Annotated in this window: 15 protein-coding genes; 8 read left to right on the plus strand and 7 right to left on the minus strand. The window is 39.4% G+C overall.

The window, feature by feature from the left end; translation table 11 throughout:
- Window positions 1-178 precede the first annotated feature (178 nt).
- Window positions 179-1,780: a M28 family peptidase gene (locus G9H65_RS06035; RefSeq protein WP_166374446.1), complete on the minus strand. Its 1,602-nt coding sequence runs from the start codon at window positions 1,778-1,780 to the stop codon at window positions 179-181.
- Between the two features lie 104 nt (window positions 1,781-1,884).
- Here G9H65_RS06035 and gcvP point away from each other — a divergent pair, with 104 nt between their 5' ends.
- From gcvP to rocD, 4 genes are all read left to right on the plus strand, one after another.
- Window positions 1,885-4,767 (plus strand): aminomethyl-transferring glycine dehydrogenase, encoded by a 2,883-nt coding sequence (gene gcvP, locus G9H65_RS06040; protein WP_166374447.1) that lies wholly within the window; start codon window positions 1,885-1,887, stop codon window positions 4,765-4,767.
- Between the two features lie 159 nt (window positions 4,768-4,926).
- Complete coding sequence (locus G9H65_RS06045) at window positions 4,927-7,332, plus strand: 3-hydroxyacyl-CoA dehydrogenase/enoyl-CoA hydratase family protein (protein ID WP_166374448.1); 2,406 nt, start codon at window positions 4,927-4,929, stop codon at window positions 7,330-7,332.
- Between the two features lie 21 nt (window positions 7,333-7,353).
- Window positions 7,354-8,529 carry an acetyl-CoA C-acyltransferase gene (locus G9H65_RS06050; RefSeq protein WP_166374449.1) on the plus strand — a complete coding sequence of 392 codons (1,176 nt, stop codon included), beginning with the start codon at window positions 7,354-7,356 and terminating at the stop codon, window positions 8,527-8,529.
- A 312-nt stretch (window positions 8,530-8,841) separates the two neighbouring features.
- Entirely contained in the window at window positions 8,842-10,065 is a 1,224-nt protein-coding gene (rocD, locus tag G9H65_RS06055; RefSeq protein WP_166374450.1) for an ornithine--oxo-acid transaminase, read from the plus strand.
- A 3-nt stretch (window positions 10,066-10,068) separates the two neighbouring features.
- On the opposite strand, the gene ygiD is transcribed toward rocD, so the two are convergent.
- Both ygiD and rho read right to left on the minus strand, forming a co-directional pair.
- Entirely contained in the window at window positions 10,069-10,896 is an 828-nt protein-coding gene (ygiD, locus tag G9H65_RS06060; protein ID WP_166374451.1) for a 4,5-DOPA-extradiol-dioxygenase, read from the minus strand.
- Between the two features lies 1 nt (window position 10,897).
- Window positions 10,898-12,421: a transcription termination factor Rho gene (gene rho / locus G9H65_RS06065; RefSeq protein WP_166374452.1), complete on the minus strand. Its 1,524-nt coding sequence runs from the start codon at window positions 12,419-12,421 to the stop codon at window positions 10,898-10,900.
- A gap of 309 nt (window positions 12,422-12,730) precedes the next feature.
- Here rho and G9H65_RS06070 point away from each other — a divergent pair, with 309 nt between their 5' ends.
- Genes G9H65_RS06070 through bioA form a run of 3 tightly spaced genes read left to right on the plus strand, consistent with a single transcriptional unit; the run spans window position 12,731 to window position 15,766 of the window.
- Window positions 12,731-13,873: an aminotransferase class I/II-fold pyridoxal phosphate-dependent enzyme gene (locus tag G9H65_RS06070; RefSeq protein WP_166374453.1), complete on the plus strand. Its 1,143-nt coding sequence runs from the start codon at window positions 12,731-12,733 to the stop codon at window positions 13,871-13,873.
- On the plus strand, window positions 13,870-14,481 hold the full coding sequence (gene bioD, locus G9H65_RS06075) for a dethiobiotin synthase (RefSeq protein ID WP_166374454.1): 612 nt from the start codon (window positions 13,870-13,872) through the stop codon (window positions 14,479-14,481). Before G9H65_RS06070 ends, bioD begins: the two co-directional genes overlap by 4 nt.
- Window positions 14,459-15,766, plus strand: coding sequence for an adenosylmethionine--8-amino-7-oxononanoate transaminase (gene bioA, locus G9H65_RS06080; protein WP_166374455.1), 1,308 nt, complete (start codon window positions 14,459-14,461; stop codon window positions 15,764-15,766). The genes bioD and bioA overlap by 23 nt, the downstream gene beginning before the upstream one ends.
- Here bioA and G9H65_RS06085 read toward each other — a convergent pair.
- Both G9H65_RS06085 and G9H65_RS06090 read right to left on the minus strand, forming a co-directional pair.
- Complete coding sequence (locus G9H65_RS06085) at window positions 15,756-16,139, minus strand: nuclear transport factor 2 family protein (RefSeq protein ID WP_166374456.1); 384 nt, start codon at window positions 16,137-16,139, stop codon at window positions 15,756-15,758. The two genes, bioA and G9H65_RS06085, sit on opposite strands and share 11 nt — an antisense overlap.
- A gap of 91 nt (window positions 16,140-16,230) precedes the next feature.
- Window positions 16,231-17,841, minus strand: coding sequence for a GMC family oxidoreductase (locus G9H65_RS06090; protein ID WP_166374457.1), 1,611 nt, complete (start codon window positions 17,839-17,841; stop codon window positions 16,231-16,233).
- Between the two features lie 67 nt (window positions 17,842-17,908).
- Between G9H65_RS06090 and G9H65_RS06095 the strand changes: the two genes are divergently transcribed.
- Window positions 17,909-18,490, plus strand: a complete 582-nt coding sequence (locus G9H65_RS06095) for a HupE/UreJ family protein (protein ID WP_166374458.1) — start codon at window positions 17,909-17,911, stop codon at window positions 18,488-18,490.
- A gap of 54 nt (window positions 18,491-18,544) precedes the next feature.
- Here the strand turns inward: G9H65_RS06095 and G9H65_RS06100 are convergent, their stop codons facing one another.
- Together G9H65_RS06100 and G9H65_RS06105 are read right to left on the minus strand one after the other, a co-directional pair.
- Window positions 18,545-19,510, minus strand: coding sequence for a ribonucleoside-diphosphate reductase small subunit (locus tag G9H65_RS06100; RefSeq protein ID WP_166374459.1), 966 nt, complete (start codon window positions 19,508-19,510; stop codon window positions 18,545-18,547).
- A 160-nt stretch (window positions 19,511-19,670) separates the two neighbouring features.
- Window positions 19,671-20,276: a hypothetical protein gene (locus tag G9H65_RS06105; protein ID WP_166374460.1), complete on the minus strand. Its 606-nt coding sequence runs from the start codon at window positions 20,274-20,276 to the stop codon at window positions 19,671-19,673.
- Window positions 20,277-20,311: the final 35 nt, after the last annotated feature.

The raw sequence follows: 20,311 nt of genomic DNA on the forward strand, positions 1-20,311 counted from the left end.
TTTGTTTCTTTTTTTATAAAAAAAGAAAGACTATGAAAGGTATTATTCCAACAATGTTAATGAAATAAAGAAAAATTTGTCAATACTTGAATACGACCAAACTATTTCAGGCATTGATAACACATCAAAAAAAAGAGCCCCAAATGACATTTGAGGCTCTTTTTTATATCTAAAGCGATTAAGGCTTATTGGAATCCACAGGTAAGCGTTGCTCTCTGTTCGATATTTCCCAAGCCATATAGAATACCAAACGTCCCACTTTTTGAATTTGGTCAAATTCAATTTTCTCAATGTCATCACCAGGTTGGTGATAATCCTCATGAACACCATTGAAAAAGAATGCTACGGGGATATTGTGTTTGGCAAAATTGTAATGATCTGAACGGTAGTAAAAACGGTTTGGATCATTCGGGTCATTGAATTTGAAATCCAATTCTAAACCAATGTGTTTTTTATTTTGTTCTTCCAACACAGCACGCAATTGAGAAGACAATTTATCAGAACCAATTTCATAGATATAATCTGGTTTACCAATGTGTTCATCGTCATAGCGACCAACCATATCAATATTCAAATCACAAACGGTATTTGCCAGCGGAAACAAAGGATGATTAGAATAATACTCAGAACCTAGCAAACCTTTTTCTTCACCGGTTACTGTCATAAACAAAATACTTCTACGTGGGCGATGACCTTCTGCTGCAGCTTTTCCAAATGCTTCAGCCAACTCCATGACAGTTACAGTACCTGAACCATCATCATTTGCTCCATTATTAATTCGGCCATCTGCAGATACTCCAATGTGGTCATAGTGTGCTGTAATGACAACTACCTCTGATTTTTTATCAGTACCTTCCAAAAACCCAACAACATTGTAAGTATCTACTGGGCTTTCAGTATTTTCAATTTTTAACTCAATAGTGCCTGCTTTAAATTTACTAGCAACTGATTTTTTCTCTGTGGAAACCTTCGTTTTGAATGCTTCTATTGCCGCTACGTCTGTACCCAACAATTGCGCAGCCATAGCTGATGAAATCAATAATACTGGAAATTCAGCCTCTTTATTTTGAGTATCTTCTTTAAACACCATACGCTCATTACCAAAACGCTTCATCATAGCTTGTCGCTGATTTACTTGAGAACTAAACACTTTCTCATCTTTATCCGTAATGACTATCAAACCTGTAGCACCGGCAGCTTTGGCTAATTTCATTTTTTCTCTCCAACCCGTTGCCTTCCCAAAAGCAGAAGGATCTTTGGAACCAGAAAGTACATAATTTCCAGCCTGATCTTTGGCTTCACCATCGATCACAAGCACCATAGCTCCTTTAGCTTTCAATTTATCAAAATCCGTAAAGGCGCCTTGCTGCACACCATAACCCGCAAAAACAGTGGGAGCTTTTGTTCCAGCAGCTACCGGAGCTAATGCATAAGCCATAAAATCCGATAAATATCCATAGGATTTACCTTTGATTTGAGCCGACACATTGGTCCACGCGCGATTGACTAAATCAACTTTTTGGAAATAACTTCCTTGAACTGGAGCTAGTCCTACTGCCTTAAAATGGTTAGCAATGTAGTTGGCTGCAACTTTTTGTTCTGCCGAACCTGTATTTCTACCTTTCAAGCTATCGGAAGCAATAAAAGTCAAATGTTTTTTCAAATCTTCTGCCTTAATCGTGTAAGCATAAGGCACTGGATTTGATTGAGCAAATAGGCTCAATGGAATAAGTTTTGCAACTAAAAAAAGTGCTAAAACCGAATAGTAAGTCTTTTTCATTTTGTTGAGGAAAAAATTAAGTTCGCAAGATAAGAATTGAAAAATAAATCCCATAAAAAGATTAATTTTACAACGTTTTTTCACACAAATTTCGCCTTCATCCTATGATCCCCAATTTCAAATACAGGGAAGATTTTTCATTGCGTCACAACAATTCTAATCCAACTGATATCGCGGCCATGTTAAAAACCATTGGCGTGGATAGTCTGACTACTTTAATTGACCAAACTGTACCTCAACCTATTCGCTTGGCGCAAGGTTTGCGACTACCAAATCCCAAAACAGAGTTTGAATTTTTACGTGATTTCAAACAAATAATGGGACAAAATAACATATTCAAAAGCCATATTGGTTTGGGATATTACGATACCATAGTGCCTTCCGTTATTTTAAGAAATATCTTGGAAAATCCTTCTTGGTATACAGCTTATACTCCTTACCAAGCAGAAATTGCCCAAGGAAGATTGGAAATGTTGTTGAATTACCAAACCATGATCATTGATTTGACTGGAATGGAATTGGCCAATGCCTCTCTATTAGATGAAGGAACGGCTGCTGCTGAAGCGATGACCATGTTGCACGGTCAAAGACCCGCAGAGAAGAATCAGGCAGAATCGATTTTTGTATCTGAACTATGTTTACCACAAACCATCGACGTACTAAAAACAAGAGCTGAACCTCTTGGAATCGAAGTAGTGGTAGGCAATCACCTGAACTTGGATGTTACAGATGCCCAATATTATGCTATCGTTTTACAATATCCTGCCAGCAATGGTGAGGTTTTTGACTATACGCATCTGATTGAATCTGCCAAAGAAAATGGACTTCAAGTAGTGGTAGCTGCAGATTTATTAGCTCTAACTATTCTAACCCCTCCGGGTGAAATGGGAGCAGACGTGGTGGTAGGTAGTTCGCAGCGTTTTGGAGTACCGATGGGATTTGGTGGACCACATGCTGCTTTCTTTGCTACCAAAGAAAAGTACAAAAGAAATATTCCTGGTCGTATTATTGGTGTGTCCATAGACGCCGAAGGAAATAGGGCCTTGCGTATGGCGCTTCAAACACGTGAACAACATATTCGTAGAGAAAAAGCAACTTCCAATATTTGTACGGCACAAGTATTATTATCCATCATGGCCGCAGCATATGCTATTTACCATGGACCAGAGGAATTAAAAAATAAAGCCACCAAAATTTACGGGCTAACCGAATTATTAGCTGCTGGTGTTCAAAAATTAGGCTTTAGCTTAGAAAACACGCATCACTTTGATACCATTACTGTTATTACGGGAGAGTATACGGAAGAAATAAGAGAACTAGCAGAAGCTTCTGAGCGCAATTTCCGCTATTTCAGAAATGATAACAGTAAGTTAAGTATCTCATTGGATGAAACGACACAAGAAGATGATGTTGTTGAAATACTAGGTTTCTTCCAGCGTGTCAAAATGGAAGGAATCGGAGGTGAAGAAATGAGCATCACTTGGAGAATTCCTGCCAAGTTAACGCGTCAATCTGCCTTTTTAAGTCATGATGTATTTAACCGCTATCATTCGGAGCACGGGATGCTACGCTATTTAAAATCATTGGAATCCAAAGATTTATCCATGGTGCATTCCATGATTTCATTAGGTTCTTGTACCATGAAATTAAATGCTACTACGGAAATGATTCCGGTTACTTGGCCTGAACTTGGGAAAATGCATCCATTTGCTCCAGCTAGTCAGACTCGTGGATATCAACGATTAATCATGGAATTAAATGATTGGTTATGTGAAATCACTGGATTCGCGGCCATGTCCATGCAACCAAATTCAGGAGCACAAGGAGAATACGCAGGTTTAATGGTGATTCGTGCTTACCACGCTTCTCGTGGAGATTCTCACCGTAATGTAGCCTTAATTCCTTCCTCGGCTCACGGAACTAATCCAGCCTCAGCTGTCATGGCGGGTATGAAAGTAATTGTTACTGGTTGTGATGCCCATGGAAATATTGATGTCGAACAATTACGCGCTAAAGCCATCGAACACAAAGACGATTTGGCTTGCTTAATGGTAACTTATCCAAGTACACACGGTGTTTTTGAAGAGTCCATCATTGAAATTTGTCAAATCATCCATGAAAATGGGGGACAAGTTTATATGGATGGTGCCAACATGAATGCTCAAGTGGGATTAACTTCTCCTGCGACTATTGGAGCGGATGTTTGTCACTTGAACTTGCATAAAACATTCTGCATCCCTCACGGAGGTGGTGGCCCTGGTATGGGCCCTATTGGTGTGGCTAAACAATTAGTACCGTTTTTGCCTGGCCATGTGATAACAGACTCCGTAGAGGCAGAAAGCCACGGAGCAGTTTCGGCAGCTCCAGTGGGATCAGCTAGTATTTTAGCCATTTCCTATGCCTACATTGCTATGATGGGCGGAGAAGGTTTAACACGGGCTACAGAAACTGCGATCCTGAATGCGAATTACATTAAAGCACGCTTAGAGACTAAATTCCCTATTCTTTACACTGGCTCACATGGTCGTTGCGCCCACGAAATGATTGTGGATTGTCGACCTTTCAAAGCTAGCGTTGGTATAGAAGCCGAAGATATTGCGAAGCGTTTAATGGATTATGGTTTCCATGCTCCTACCCTTTCTTTCCCCGTGGCAGGAACCTTGATGATTGAACCAACCGAATCTGAAAACAAAGAAGAGTTAGATCGTTTCTGCGATGCCTTGTTGAGTATTCGTGCAGAAATCCAAGAAATTGAAGATGGACTAGCAGATAAGAGCAATAATGTGTTGAAAAATGCCCCACATACGCAAAGTGTGGTATTGATTGGCGAATGGGATCGTCCTTACAGTAGAGAAAAGGCTGTTTTCCCATTAACTTATGTGAAAGCAAATAAATTCTGGCCAAGCGTTTCCCGCATCGATTCGGCCTATGGAGATCGCAACTTGATCTGTGCTTGCGAGCCTATTACCAGTTATATGGAACAATAATTTTTTTATTTTTCGTTAACCTCGACAGCGTTTTAAACGCTGTCGAGGTTTAGCAGAAGGGTGGATTTTTTTATCAAAAAAAATTAGTATGCTTGCATAACATTTCAAAATTTAATTAACTTTACGCGCTTACGTTTTTTAATTAAAAACATAATTCTAATGAATCGTTCGATCAAAAAAGTTGCCATTTTAGGTTCTGGCATCATGGGTTCCCGAATTGCATGTCACTTTGCCAATATTGGTGTAGATGTGTTGCTTCTGGACATTGCGCCTAAAGAACTAACCGCTGAAGAAACAGCCAAAGGCCTGAGTTTGACGCATCCTCTCGTTAAAAATCGCATTGTAAATCTTGCGTTTCAACAAACGTTAAAATCAAAGCCCGCTTCCTTGTACGTTGGAAATTTCGCCAAACGCATCAAACTAGGAAACTTTGATGATAACTTACCTGATATAGCTTCGGCTGATTGGATTATGGAGGTCATTGTAGAGAATTTGGATATCAAAAAATCCTTGTTCGAAAAAGTAGATGCAATTCGAACTAAAGGGACATTGATTAGCTCTAATACGTCAGGAATTCCCATCCATTTGATGGCTGAAGGAAGAAGTGAAGACTTCCAAAAACATTTCTGCGGCACGCACTTTTTTAATCCTCCACGATATTTACGTTTATTGGAGATTATCCCTACACCAGCAACATCCCCAGATGTCATTCAATTTTTATTGAATTTTGGTCAAACTAATCTTGGCAAGGCCACTGTACTTTGCAAAGATACTCCTGCTTTTATTGCCAACCGCATTGGCGTTTATTCCATGATGCAAACAATGAAAGTCGTGGAAGAATTAGGTCTAACGGTGGAGCAAGTGGACAAACTTACTTCTAAAGTAGTAGGTAGGCCAAAATCTGGAACCTTCCGTTTGTCGGATGTAGTAGGATTGGACACGACGGTTCATGTAGCAAACAATTTATATAAATCCGTATCGAATGATGAAAGTAAAGATATTTTCATCTTACCTAAAATGCTCCAGAAACTCATGGAGAATAAGTGGTTAGGGGATAAAACGGGACAAGGATTTTACAAAAAAACTAAAAATGCTCAAGGTAAAACCGAGATTCTAAGTCTTGATTTACAAACATTTGAATATAGACCTGCACAAAAAGTTTCCTTCGAAACCTTAGACCGCTCTAAAGCCATAGACGCTTTACCGAAGCGATTTGAAATATTACTTTCTGGTAAAGATTTAGCCGGCGAATTTTATCGTAGAACCATATTAGATGGATTCCGATATGCCTCTCATCGCATACCAGAAATTGCCGATGATTTAGTTAAAATTGACCAAGCCATTTGTGCTGGATTTGGTTGGGAAATGGGCATTTTCGAAACTTGGGATGCCTTAGGCGTACAAAAAGGGCTTGATTTGATGCAGGAAAATGGCATGGAAGCAGCCGCTTGGGTAGTAGAAATGGTCCAAAAAGGATTCACCACTTTTTATAAAAATGAAAGTGGAAAACGTCTTTACTATGATTTAACTTCAAAAAATTACCGAGCCATTGAGGGAATTGAAAATCAAATTTTCCTTAGCAGCTTGAAACCAGATAAAATCGTTTACCAAAACGATGATGCGACCATCGTTGATTTAGGGGATGAAATCATTTGTTTAGAATTTCATTCAAAAATGAATACTATGGGGCAAGGCGTTTTGGAAGGAATCCAAAAGGCCATTGACCTAGCAGAGAAAAATTACCGAGGTTTAGTGATTGGAAATGAAGGCGTTGAAGCTTTCTCTGCAGGAGCTAATTTGGGAATGCTATTCATGTTTGCGGCCAATCAAGAATTTGATGAAGTCAATAATATGATTGCGGTATTCCAAAATACGATGATGCGTGTCCGATATTCTTCCATTCCGGTGGTAGTAGCGCCACATACCTTGGCTTTAGGTGGTGGTTGCGAAATAAGCTTGCATGCTGATAAACTAGTAGCGCACGCTGAAACTTATATGGGCTTAGTGGAAGTAGGTGTTGGTTTGATACCTGCTGGTGGTGGAACAAAAGAAATGGCCATGCGCATGGGTGATGCTCGTCAGGCTGGTGATGTTGAACTTAATCGACTTCAACAGGCCTTTATGAACATTGCAACAGCAAAAGTAAGTACATCGGCATATGAGGCCAAAGAGATGAATTACCTTCGTCCATTTGATCGTATCGTGTTGAACCGTAGCCAACTCATTGCAGAAGCTAAAAGAGAAGCCTTAGCATTAGCAGATGCAGGTTATGTACAAAAACAACAGCGTTCAGATGTTTGGGTGGAAGGAAAACAAGGATTAGCTCTATTTAAAGCAGGAATCTTTAGTATGAAGATGGGTAATTATATTTCTGAGCATGATTCATTAATTGCCAACAAATTAGCTTACGCTATTTGCGGTGGTGATTTAGATAGCCCACAAATGGTGACAGAGCAGTATTTGTTGGATCTAGAAAGGGAGGCTTTCTTGTCACTTTCAGGAGAAAAGAAAACATTAGAACGTATCAGTAGTCTATTAAACGGTGGAAAACCACCAAGAAATTAATCCATTCAAAATCAATTGATTATGAACGCATATATCATTGCTGGTTACAGAACAGCTGTAGCCAAAGCCAATAGAGGAGGTTTTCGTACAGTTCGCCCTGATACCTTAGCAGCTGAAGTTATCAAACATTTGGTGGCTCAAGTTCCTAACTTAGACCCGAGTCGGGTTGATGATCTAATTGTTGGAAATGCTATACCAGAAGCTGAGCAAGGGATGCAAATGGCTAGATACATTTCTCTTTTGTCCTTGCCTAAAAATGTTCCAGGTTTTATTATCAATCGCTATTGTGGTTCTGGCTTAGAGGCAATTGCTCTAGCATCTGCCAAAGTAAGTTCAGGCATGGCGGATTGTGTGATTGCTGGTGGAACAGAATCCATGACCATGTTACCTATGCTAGGCCACAAAACAGTCTTGAATTATGACTTGGCTTCGGAGCATCCCGACTATTATATCGGTATGGGATTAACAGCTGAAGCCGTAAGTAAAAAATATGAAGTAACTAGGGAGGAACAAGATAACTTCGCTTATCAATCTCATCTTAAAGCTCTTGCGGCAATTAAAGATGGCAAATTTGCTTCGGAAATTGTTCCCATCAGTGTGACTGAGAATTATTTTGATGCCAAGGAGGGTAAAAAGAAAACACGTACTTCCATCGTGAGTCAAGATGAAGGACCGAGAGCTGATACTACATTAGAAGCATTAGCAAAATTGAAACCGGTATTTGCCATGGGTGGAACAGTAACAGCTGGTAATGCCTCTCAAACATCCGATGGAGCGGCTTTTGTGATGGTGGTTTCTGAGAAATTTCTAAAAGAACTGAATGTACAGCCTATTGCTAGAATGGTGAGTTATGCCACGGCAGGCGTAGAACCTAGCTTGATGGGAATTGGTCCGGTAGAAGCGATTCCAATTGCCTTAAAAAAAGCAGGATTGGTTTTGGAAAATATTGATCAAATCGAACTTAATGAAGCCTTTGCGGCGCAATCTTTAGCTGTTATCAAAACATTAGGAATAGATCCAAGTCGAGTGAATGTCAATGGTGGAGCCATTGCTTTAGGTCATCCACTTGGATGTTCTGGAGCCAAATTATCCATTCAATTATTCAATGAAATGCGTCGTAGAAATCAAAAATACGGGATGGTCACTGCCTGTGTAGGTGGTGGACAGGGTGTCGCAGGTATTTATGAATTGCTATAAATCCATTTAATTGATTAAAATTATCAAGATTTAGGTTCCATTTTAGCTAATAAAATGGAACCTTTGTTTTTAAATTGAGATTTGGCAAATGGAATTTGACGTTGAGATTTGACGTTGAGATTTGACGTTGAGATTTGACGTTGAGATTTGACGTTGAGATTTGACAACTTTTAAAAAGTTGTCAAATCTAAGCAAGTACCATCCAAATTCAAGCCATCCAAAAAGTTGTCAAATCCAAGCTAGTACCATCCAAATTCAATCCATTCAAGGACAACCAAATCCAGACTCAATCAACGATAAGCACAATTACTCATGAACAGCCAACAATTCATTGACCTAGAAGAAAAATACGGCGCTCACAATTACCATCCGCTTCCCGTTGTTTTAGAAAAAGGTAAAGGTTCCATCGTTTGGGATGTGGAAGGTAAAGAATACCTCGATTTCTTATCTGCCTATAGTGCTGTGAATCAAGGACATTGCCATCCTAGATTACTAGCTGCCATGGGGAAACAAGCGCAAAAATTAACATTAAGTTCTAGGGCATTTCATAATAACCAATTGGGTTTAGCCGAAAAAAAGCTAGCCGAAAAATTTGGCTATGACAAAGTCCTATTCATGAATACCGGCGTAGAAGCTGGGGAATCTGCCATCAAATTGACCCGTAAATGGGGCTATGAAGTGAAAGGGATTCCAAGCAATCAAGCCCAAATCATTGTAGCAGAAGGCAATTTTTGGGGTAGAACCCTAGCAGCAATCTCAGCATCCAATGATCCACAAAGCTATACCAACTTCGGACCATTTTTACCTGGATTCATCAAAATCCCTTACAATGATCTTCAAGCATTGAAATCCGCTTTGGAGAATCCACATGTAGCCGGTTTTATGGTGGAACCCATTCAAGGTGAGGCGGGTGTTATTTTACCTGATTCTGGCTATTTAAAAACGGCCAAAGAACACTGTCGAGAAGCTCAAGTCCTCTTTATTGCAGATGAAATACAAACTGGATTGGGCAGAACTGGGGCATGGCTAGCTTGTGATCATGAAAATGTTAAACCAGACATTTTACTACTTGGAAAAGCACTCTCTGGTGGCTTCATGCCGGTGTCAGCCGTACTTTGTCGAGATGAAATCATGCTAACCCTACAACCTGGTGAACATGGCTCCACCTATGGAGGAAATCCCCTTGCATGCGCCATTGCTTCCGAGGCCATCGATATTTTAGAAGAAGAAAAGCTGATAGAAAATACTCAAATAAGAGGGAATCAATTAATGAGCTTTTTACAAGATTTGGCCAACAAATGCCCCCTCATTAGAGAGGTAAGAGGTAAAGGTCTCCTTTGCGCCATTGAAATTAATACAAGTGAAGATAGTCCAATAGCTTGGGAAATCTGCTTATCCATGATGCAAGCTGGTTTACTAGCCAAACCCACTCATGGTAATAAAATTCGCCTGGCGCCTCCTCTTTGTATTTCCGAATTTGACATAAAAAAAGCCTGCCAAATCATTGAGCAGACTTTCGAAAACTGGAAATCATAAAACTTATTTTATCTCAAAGCACCGCATTGAAATACCGCCATAAACCAATTCATCATAAGTATAATGAACCTCCTCTCCTTTTCTAGCTAAGGCCAAAGAATACAACATAGGAATATAGTGGTCTGGGGTAGGAACAGATTCCTTACCACCCAGAGCGCCTTCGTAGTTAATCAAAGCACTCAAATCCTTATCTTGAATTTTTTGACTTGACCAAACATCAAATTCCTGTGCCCAATCATAACCAAAGGCCTCACGTCCATTTCCCAAATTGGCCATACTAGCACGTAAGTTGTGAACAATATTCCCACTTCCTAAAATCAAGACCCCTCTTTCTCTCAAAAACTGTAATTCTTGTGCTAAGCTGACATGATATTCCAAAGGTTTTCCATAATCTATAGAAACCTCAAAACAAGGTAGCTCAGCTTTTGGAAACAAATGGCATAATACAGTCCAAGCCCCATGATCCAATCCCCATTCTGTCGTTGCCTGAATCTTTGCACTTTGAGAAGCCAACAAGTTAGCTTCCTCCGCATCACCTACAGCTGGATAGTGGAAATGGTGCAATGCTGGGGGAAATCCGCCAAAATCATAGATAATCTTGGGCTTCGAACTAGCTTGAACGAATGTTCCACGGGTTAACCAATGGGCAGAAACAATTAAGACCGCCTTGGGGCTGTTGTGCTCCAAAACGGTCTTACCTAATTGATTTAAATGTTGCGTAAAAGGATTATCTGCCAAAGCATTCATCGGACTACCATGACCTACAAACCATACTGGCTGTAGGTGATTGGTTTTCTCCAAAGAAAATAATTCTTTAGGCAGTATGGTCATCTTATCGATTCATAGATACCAAGAACTCTTCATTGGTTCTTGTACCTTTCATTTGCTGTTGTAAGAACTCCATAGCTTCTACCGAATTCATATCGGACATATGCTTGCGCAAAATCCAAACTCGCTGTAATACTGCTGGATCCATCAATAAATCTTCACGACGAGTCCCTGATGCTGTTACATCGATAGACGGATAAATACGACGGTTAGACAATTTACGGTCTAACTGTAATTCCATATTACCTGTTCCTTTGAATTCTTCAAAAATCACCTCATCCATTTTTGATCCAGTCTCAATTAATGCCGTAGCAATGATGGTCAAAGAACCTCCATTCTCCACATTACGAGCCGCGCCAAAGAAACGCTTCGGTTTATGCAAAGCATTGGCATCCACTCCACCTGATAAAATCTTACCAGAAGATGGAACCACAGTATTGTAAGCACGAGCCAAACGCGTGATGGAATCTAATAAAATAACCACATCATGCCCACATTCAACCATACGTTTTGCCTTTTCCAAAACGATACTAGCTACTTTCACATGGCGCTCTGCTTGTTCATCAAAGGTCGAAGAAATAACCTCCGCACGAACAGAACGCTGCATATCCGTCACCTCCTCCGGTCGTTCATCAATCAATAAAATAATCAAATACACCTCAGGATGGTTACGAGAAATAGCATTAGCTATATCCTTCAATAAGACCGTCTTACCCGTTTTTGGTTGCGCCACAATCATTCCACGCTGTCCTTTTCCAATTGGAGCAAACAAATCCAAAATACGTGTGGAATAATTGTCTGCTGAAGTAGACAAATTCAACTTTTCTTCTGGGAATAATGGTGTCAAATATTCAAAATTGATACGATCACGAATCTCATCCGTAGTTTTACCATTCACCGTTTCAATCTTCAATAAAGCAAAGTACTTCTCTCCTTCTTTCGGAGGACGAATCGTTCCTTTAATCGTATCTCCAGTTTTCAAACCAAACATTTTGATTTGAGAAGGTGATACATAAATATCATCTGGTGAGGCTAAATAATTATAATCGGAAGAACGCATAAACCCGTATCCTCCTTCTTGCATGATTTCCAAAACACCTTCATTTTCAATCAAACCATCCAATTCCTTGATAACTTGATTGTAATTAGAGCGTTTGAAATGCGGTTGAGGAGTGACTGGTGTCTCTTCTTTCGGCAATTTCTTTAAATCCTCTGGACTCCCTTGCGCTGAACGAGCCTCTGCCCCATTTTCATCCCCGGTTACGAAAGATGTATCAACCAAAAACTCCTCCGCAGGAATAATGGCATCGTATTCAATGGGTTCTTCAACTTGAGTGATGGCTGCAGGAGTTGAACTTGATTCTTCTTGCTGGACATTAACAATCGGTGCAGCTTCATCTAGTTGGAAACTAGGTGTTAAAGCATCTTGATCTTCTCCAGTTTTTTTAATTCTTTGCCTTTTCGGGCGCTCAGTAGCAGGTAAATCTTCTTGTACTTTTTTTACTCTCCTGATCGGTTTCTCTTCCATAAAATGGGAAATGATGAATCTTAAATGAATGACAGTCCCTATTCCTTTTCACAAGGATTTTGTGATACGCTCAAAAGCAGATTATCTACAAAATGGTGAAACAAACAATGGATGGAATGGAATCTGGAATATTGAATAGAGCACTTACGATATTGAAGCGCAGTGCAATACTACGTCACATCATTGAATTTGTCAAGCCTTTTCTAAGTTTTTTACACGTTTAATCAATATTTTGGACAAAATTGGGGTATATCTATAGTATTTACCCGTGATGGCTCATTATTTTTGTACTTTTATTGCCTGAATATCATGAGCAACATCCAACAATATTTAGTCGATCAGTTAGAAATCCGTCGTAAAAACGGCCTATTACGTAGCCTGCAACACGTCGATCATTTCATTGATTTTTGCTCCAACGACTACTTAGGTTTGGCCAAAAATGATGAGCTAAATCAACTGATTATCAAAGATTTTGAAAATTGGTTAGAACAAAACAAAGGACAATTACCCATCAACGGGTCTACAGGTTCTCGACTTATCTCGGGCAACAATTCCTTAATCGAAAATTTTGAACATGCCTGTGCTCACATGCACCAAGCAGAATCTGCTTTACTCTTTGGCTCTGGATTTGAAGCAAACCTAGGTTTACTTTCTTCCATTAGTCAAGAAGATCATATTGTTTTTTGTGATCAACTACTTCATGCGAGCATCATAGATGGAATTCGTTTAGGAAAAGGAAAAAAAATCATATTTAAACATAACGACTGGGAGACTTTGGCCTTGGAATTGGCCCAATATCCAAATCAAACTAAATGGGTCGTGGTAGAATCCATTTATTCCATGGATGGAGATCGAGCTCCACTCCAAAAATTGATTGAACTAAAACAGCTATACGACTTCGAATTAATTATCGATGAAGCCCATTCAGGTGGTGTCTATGGCCATCTTGGAGCAGGATTAGTCCAAGAATTAGGGTTGATTGATCAGGTTTTTGCTCGTGTTATTACTTTTGGAAAAGCCTGGGGTAATGCCGGTGCCGTGGTATTGGGCTCTCACGCGTTGAGGCAATACCTCATCAATTTTGCCCGCTCATTTATTTACTCCACCGCTCCGACCCCTGCGCATATTTCCGCTTTAATCACAACCTTGCATTTTATACAGCAACAGAATGAACTACGAGAAAAATTAAAAAATAACATCACTTTTTTTCAAGAACATATTACTCACCCACATTGGGGTAAAAGCCAAAGTGCCATACAAACATTCTTAGTTCCTGGTAATCAAGAAGTCAGACACATCGCCCACATAGCCCAAGAGAAAGGCTACGGCTTAAAACCAATCGTTTATCCAACTGTTCCCAAAGGAGAAGAACGCATTCGAATTACCTTAAGTGCTTTAACCCAAGAACAAGACATGCTTGATTTAATTCAATTGTTAGAATCAAATATATGAGTCAGACGATCATCGTAGCTGGAATTGGAACAGAAATCGGAAAAACTGTCGTTTCCGCTATCTTAACGAATGCCCTAAAGGCCGACTATTGGAAACCCATACAATCAGGAGATTTGGACCAAGGCGATGCCTATTGGATACAGCAATGGGTAAAACATCCTAATCTAACCATTTGGCCTTCCACCTATCGACTTAGCCAACCATTATCTCCCCATACAGCGGCAGAATTGGATGGAATTACCATTGAATTAAATCAATTTCAAAAACCCGCAAGTTCTAATTCTTTAGTAATTGAACTAGCAGGAGGATTGATGGTTCCCATTAACGGACAGCAAACGAACATCGACTTAATACAATCCTTAAACGCTCCTGTTATTTTAGTGAGTAAAAATTACCTGGGAAGTATCAATCATACCTTATTGAGTTTTGAAATGCTACAACAAAGAGGCATCCCTGTCCTAGGTATTGTTTTTAATGGCCCAGAAAATCCATCTGGAGAAAAATTTATTCTTAATTACACCCAATTGCCTTTACTTTTGCGTGTCAATGAAGAACCTACCATAAATGACACTGTAATTGATCATTATGCCCAACAAATCAAATTATAATTCATACGTTCATCGGGATGCTACCGTCATTTGGCATCCTTTTACTCAACACCAGATTGAACCATTTTCTATCCCCATTACTAGGGGTGAAGGTTGCTGGTTATACGGAGAAAATGAAGAAAAGTACTTAGATGCCATCAGTTCCTGGTGGGTCAACATCCATGGACACGGGCATCCCTATATGGCTCAAAAGATCTACGAACAAGCACTTAAGATTGAACAAGTTATTTTTGCTGGTTTTACGCATGAACCAGCCATCACTTTGTCGGAAAGACTCCTAGCCCATTTACCAAAGCATTTCCAAAAAGTCTTTTTCTCTGATAATGGCAGTACTGCTGTGGAAGTGGGTGTCAAAATGGCCTTGCAATTTTTCCATAATCAGGGAAAAACCAAAAAGAGAAAAATCATCGCTCTACAAGATGCCTATCATGGAGATACTTTCGGTGCTATGAGTCTAGGGGCTCCCAGCTCTTTCAATGCTCCGTTTCAAGACATGCTGTTTGAGGTAGAATTCATCTCCCAACCTAGTAATCCCGAGGCCTGTATTCAAGACATGAAATCCCATTTAGAATCGGCCCCTGATGAATATGCTGCTTTCATTTTTGAACCATTGGTTCAAGGTGCTGGAGGTATGCTGATGTATGAAGCAAGTACATTGGATGCTTTAATTCAATTGGCGCACGAACATGGTTTATTATGTATTGCCGATGAAATCATGACAGGATTTGGTCGAACAGGCAAATGGTTTGCTATGGATTATTTGCAAGAAAAACCAGATATCGTATGTCTGTCAAAAGGCCTGACCGGTGGTATGATGGCCATGGGAGTAACTTGCTGTTCCAATGAACTATTCGATAGTTTTTTATCCAATGACCGCAAAAAGACCTTGTTTCACTCCCATTCATTCACAGCCAATCCTCTGGCGTGTGCGGCCGCCAATGCCAGTTTGGACTTAATGGAAAAGGAAGAAACGTGGAGCCATATTGAACGAATCATGCTCTCGCATCAACAATGGGCTGATTCCCAACAAAATCACCCTATTTTACAGAACATTCGTCAGCAAGGAACCATCTTAGCTTTGGATTTGAAGGTAGGAGAAGCGACCGGATACATGCACCCACTTCGAGATATCGCCTACCAATATTTCATAAAAAAAGGGATCTTATTAAGACCCCTTGGAAATACAATATATATTTTGGCTCCTTATTGCATCAAAAATGAGGAATTAATGCTCATTTATCAAGCTTTGGAAGCATTTGCAGAAGAACTGCGACTTACTTATTAATCTTTAAAGATTGCCAAGAAACCATTTGCCAACGTCCATTTTCAAAGATAAAAACGTCAGTAAATTTTAAACGATTGACTGGCAATAAGGCTCCATCTTTTTTATTTGTCACATTCACAATACCAGAATTGATACCAATATTACCATAAACCCGTTGTGTGAATTCCTCTGGTTCAATGATCGCATAGATGGATTTTTGTGAAACGATGGATTCAATATAAGAAGCCTTGGTGTCTTGGGTACCCGAAGAGTGAATATACACTAAGTCTTTATGCAATACTTTGTCCAATCCAGCACCATCTTGGGCTACCATGATTTTAAATCGGTTCAATTCCGCCTCTCTCAAAGAGTTCGCATCTGCTTTCTGTGCCATAAGGTAAAAGGTCGTGCAAATGCACGCCATTGTTAAAAATAGGTTTTTCATAATTCGTTTTTTAAACATAAAAACAATATTCATCAATTTCTTACTCAAAATCAACATCTAAAATCAAATCAGCGGCTTTTTCAGCGATGGCCATTACCGCCGCATTCGTATTTCCCGCCACTAAATCAGGCATCACAGAGGCATCCGCCACACGAAGTCCCTTCAAACCACGCACGCGCATATTCAATGAATCGACCACCGCATCGGGATCTATTCCCATTTTACACGTTCCTACTGGATGGTACACACATTCCAAGGCTTCTTGTATATGTTGTAATATAAAGTCCTCCGACCAATCAGAACCAGCTGGGTAATTGACCTGATCATTCAAACGTAAGGGTTTAAAAGCCGAGGATAACATAATTTCTTTGGACAACTTGACTCCTCTCACCAATGTCGCCAAATCTTCTCCTCCTGCATCCGTTAAAAATTGAGGATCAATCAATGGAGCATCCCAAGGATTGGAAGAGCGTAAACCTACATATCCCCTACTTTTAGGTTTCAATAAGGTGGGTAAGACCGTAAAACCATCCGATAAAGGCAGATTATCCTTATCATACAAATCATAGGCCCAAGCTGAGGAAAAATGAAATTGCAAATCAGGTCGCTCAGATTGATTCATGGAATCAAAAAAAGCACATGCTTCCAAGGGACTGGAAGATAATGGTCCTTGATGACTCATCAAATAGGTAGCAAAATTCTTCAAATTCAATGCCATATTATAGGATTCCCCCTGGGTATTGGCACGGGTGTTCATGTTGATAAATACGTGATCCGACAGATTTTGGCCTACTTTAGGTAAATCATGTCGACAATCAATTCCAAAAGATTTCAAGTAGGATTTATCTCCGATTCCAGACAAAAGCATAATTTGAGGACTTTGAAAAGAACCTGCCGATAAAATAACATCTTTGTTTGCCCGATATTCCGTCAGATTCTTTGATCCTCGATAAAATCCTTGTACTCCTAAGACCTTTTCCCCCTCCATAAGCAAAGATGCTACATGAAATTGGCTAACGATTTTCAAATTAGCTCTTTTCAAAACCGGCTCTATGAAGCCTTTGGCAGCTGAACTGCGTACACCATCTTGAATATTAAATTGAAAATAGCCAGCCCCAACCTGCCTTTCCCCATTAAAATCGATGTTTTCAGGTATACCCACTTCTTGACAGGCCTCTACAAAAGCCTTACCAAAAGGACTAATATGTACTGCATTACTTACCGTAACTGGCCCTTCTTGCCCATGGTAGTCATTTGTAAAAAAGGTGTTTCTTTCTGATTTTTTAAAATAAGGTAACAAATCTTGGTAGGACCATCCTGCGCATCCACCTGCCGCCCAATCATCAAAATCTGCCGCATTTCCTCGAATATAGGCCATGCAATTAATAGCACTACTTCCTCCCACGGTCTTCCCCCTCGGCTGGTAAATTTTTCTACCCTGTAGCATTGCTTGCGGTTCGGTATAAAAGTTCCAGTCCAAATGACTCTTTTGTAATAAAGAATAAGCAGAAGGCATGTCTACCCGAGGATCACGGTTATTTATTCCTGCCTCCACGAGCAATACAGAAATATGAGGGTTGGCAGATAGTCGGTTGGCTAAGACACAGCCCGCTGTTCCTGCACCCACAATGATGTAGTCAAAACTAGACATATTTAAATAGATCGATTTGCGTTATTTTCCTGAATTTCAATAATTTTACGCAAAACACCACGTAATAATGACCTATTTTAATACCTATTTAACGCTTGGCCTTCAGCATATTTTAAATATTCAAGCTTTAGATCATCTTCTTTTTATCTTATCTCTTACTTGTATTTATCGATTTTCAGATAGTAAAAATCTCTTCTTTCTCATTACGGCTTTTACCTTAGGACATTCCTTGACGCTTGCGCTAGCTACTTTAGGATGGATTCAAGTATCCATGCATTGGATTGAATTTTTGATCCCATGTACCATTCTACTTTCAGCCATAGGAAATTTTAGTTTCAAAGATTCAGGACTTAAGAAACAAGAGAACTCGGCTTTGAAATATGTATTGGTTGGCATTTTTGGATTAATTCATGGATTAGGATTTTCCAATTACCTACAAAGCTTATTGGGTAAAGAAAACTCGATCATCGGCCCTTTATTTGCCTTCAATATTGGATTAGAATTAGGTCAAATCGTGGTAGTTATCAGCATTTTACTCTTTTCCAGCTTGCTCATTCGATTGACCAAAATCAATATGTCTTCATGGGTGCTAGTTGTTTCAGGAATTGTGATAGGCTTAGTTATTCCCATGATTTTGGAAAGATGGTAAAAAAAATGCCTCTCATAAGAGAGGCATTTCATTGGATAATAAATAATCTATCGACTAAAAATCTTCATCTAAACTGAAAGACATTGTATCCTTATCTGACATTACTCCAGATTTTTGGTATTCAGCCACGCGTTTTTCAAAGAAATTAGTTTTACCCTGCAATGAAATCATTTCCATGAAATCAAATGGATTTGTGGCATTGTAAAACTTCTTGCATCCTAAGGAAACCAACAAACGGTCGGCAACAAATTCAATGTACTGGCACATCAAATCGGCATTCATACCAATTAAGGAAACGGGTAAAGCCACTGTCACAAATTCTTTTTCAATCTCTACCGCATTGGTGATAATTTCATAAACACGTTCTTGAGATACTTTACCTTTAATGTGATCTGTATATAACAAACAGGCAAAATCACAATGCAAACCTTCGTCACGTGAAATCAACTCATTGGAGAAAGATAAACCGGGCATTAAACCACGTTTCTTTAACCAGAAAATAGAACAGAATGACCCTGAGAAAAAGATACCTTCTACGGCAGCAAATGAAATCAAACGCTCCACAAAGCTATCACTCTCAATCCACTTCAATGCCCACTCCGCTTTTTTCTTAACACAATCGATGGTTTCGATGGCTCTCAACAAACGATCTTTCTCTTTTGGTTCTTGAATGTAGGTATCAATCAACAAGGAATACGTTTCCGAGTGAATGTTTTCCATCATGATCTGAAAACCATAAAAACATTTAGCCTCTGCATATTGAACCTCTTTCAAAAAGTTGTTGGCTAGATTCTCATTCACAATTCCATCAGAAGCAGCGAAGAATGCCAACACATGGGAAATAAAATGACGTTCCCCGTCATTCATTTTCTTCCAATCCGCTAAATCTTGCTGTAAATCTATTTCCTCTGCAGTCCAAAAAGAAGCTTCCGCTTGCTTATAAAACTTCCAAATATCGTTGTGTTTAATTGGGAAAAGTACGAATCGGTTGGGGTCTTCCACCAAGAGAGGTTCAGTCATTGTAAGGTTGGATGATTAGGGTAAAACATGAATTCGAAATTAAGCATTTATGCGTGAAAAAAACGGAGAATGATCATTAAAAAAATGAAAATTCTCAGATTCTTTCTGCGTAACCCATTTCAAGATAGTATACCGTAAAATCTAAAAAATGTTTTGAAAATTAAAAGAAAAATCCGCCGACTTGAACCACTAAAGCCGAACCATAAGGAGATACCTTTCCTGTGGATGACCCATAATTTAAATCATACATCACCGCTAAGTTAATTCCTAACTTAGAACCTATCCCAATTCCAACGAGTACAGGGTTGGAATATCCATAATAATTGCTGGCATTACTGTCTGACAAATTAGAATAGTTTTCTACTTGACCCACTAAATAACTTTGTCCTAACAAGGCCGTCAAAGTAGGAATGTATTGACGAATAAATATTCGCTCACCCAAGAGATTACTGGTTAACTTTCCAATATTTCCCCCATAATTAACCGAATAATACTGATAAGTTAAACCTACGCCCGCTATCGTATTATTGGCCAATTGATAACCTACCATAGGAGAAACGCCTATACTGGTCGGGTTTCCAAAGCTCAAACCTGATAATCCTCCACCAAAATGTAACCTCTGACGAAACGTTAGTTCACTTACATCGGGCTCTACATCCAAATCACCTTTGGCTCCATCCTCCTTTATGACCACAGGATCTTGAGCTCGTGATTCAAAAACCACACCGACACTAATTAAAAAACAAAGTAAGAATATATGTTTCATGAATATTTTTTTGAGTAAAAACGAAAAAAACGGTG

Origin of the sequence: Aquirufa ecclesiirivi (genome assembly GCF_011250515.1) — a bacterium.
Taxonomy (GTDB): Bacteria; Bacteroidota; Bacteroidia; order Cytophagales; family Spirosomataceae; genus Aquirufa; species Aquirufa ecclesiirivi.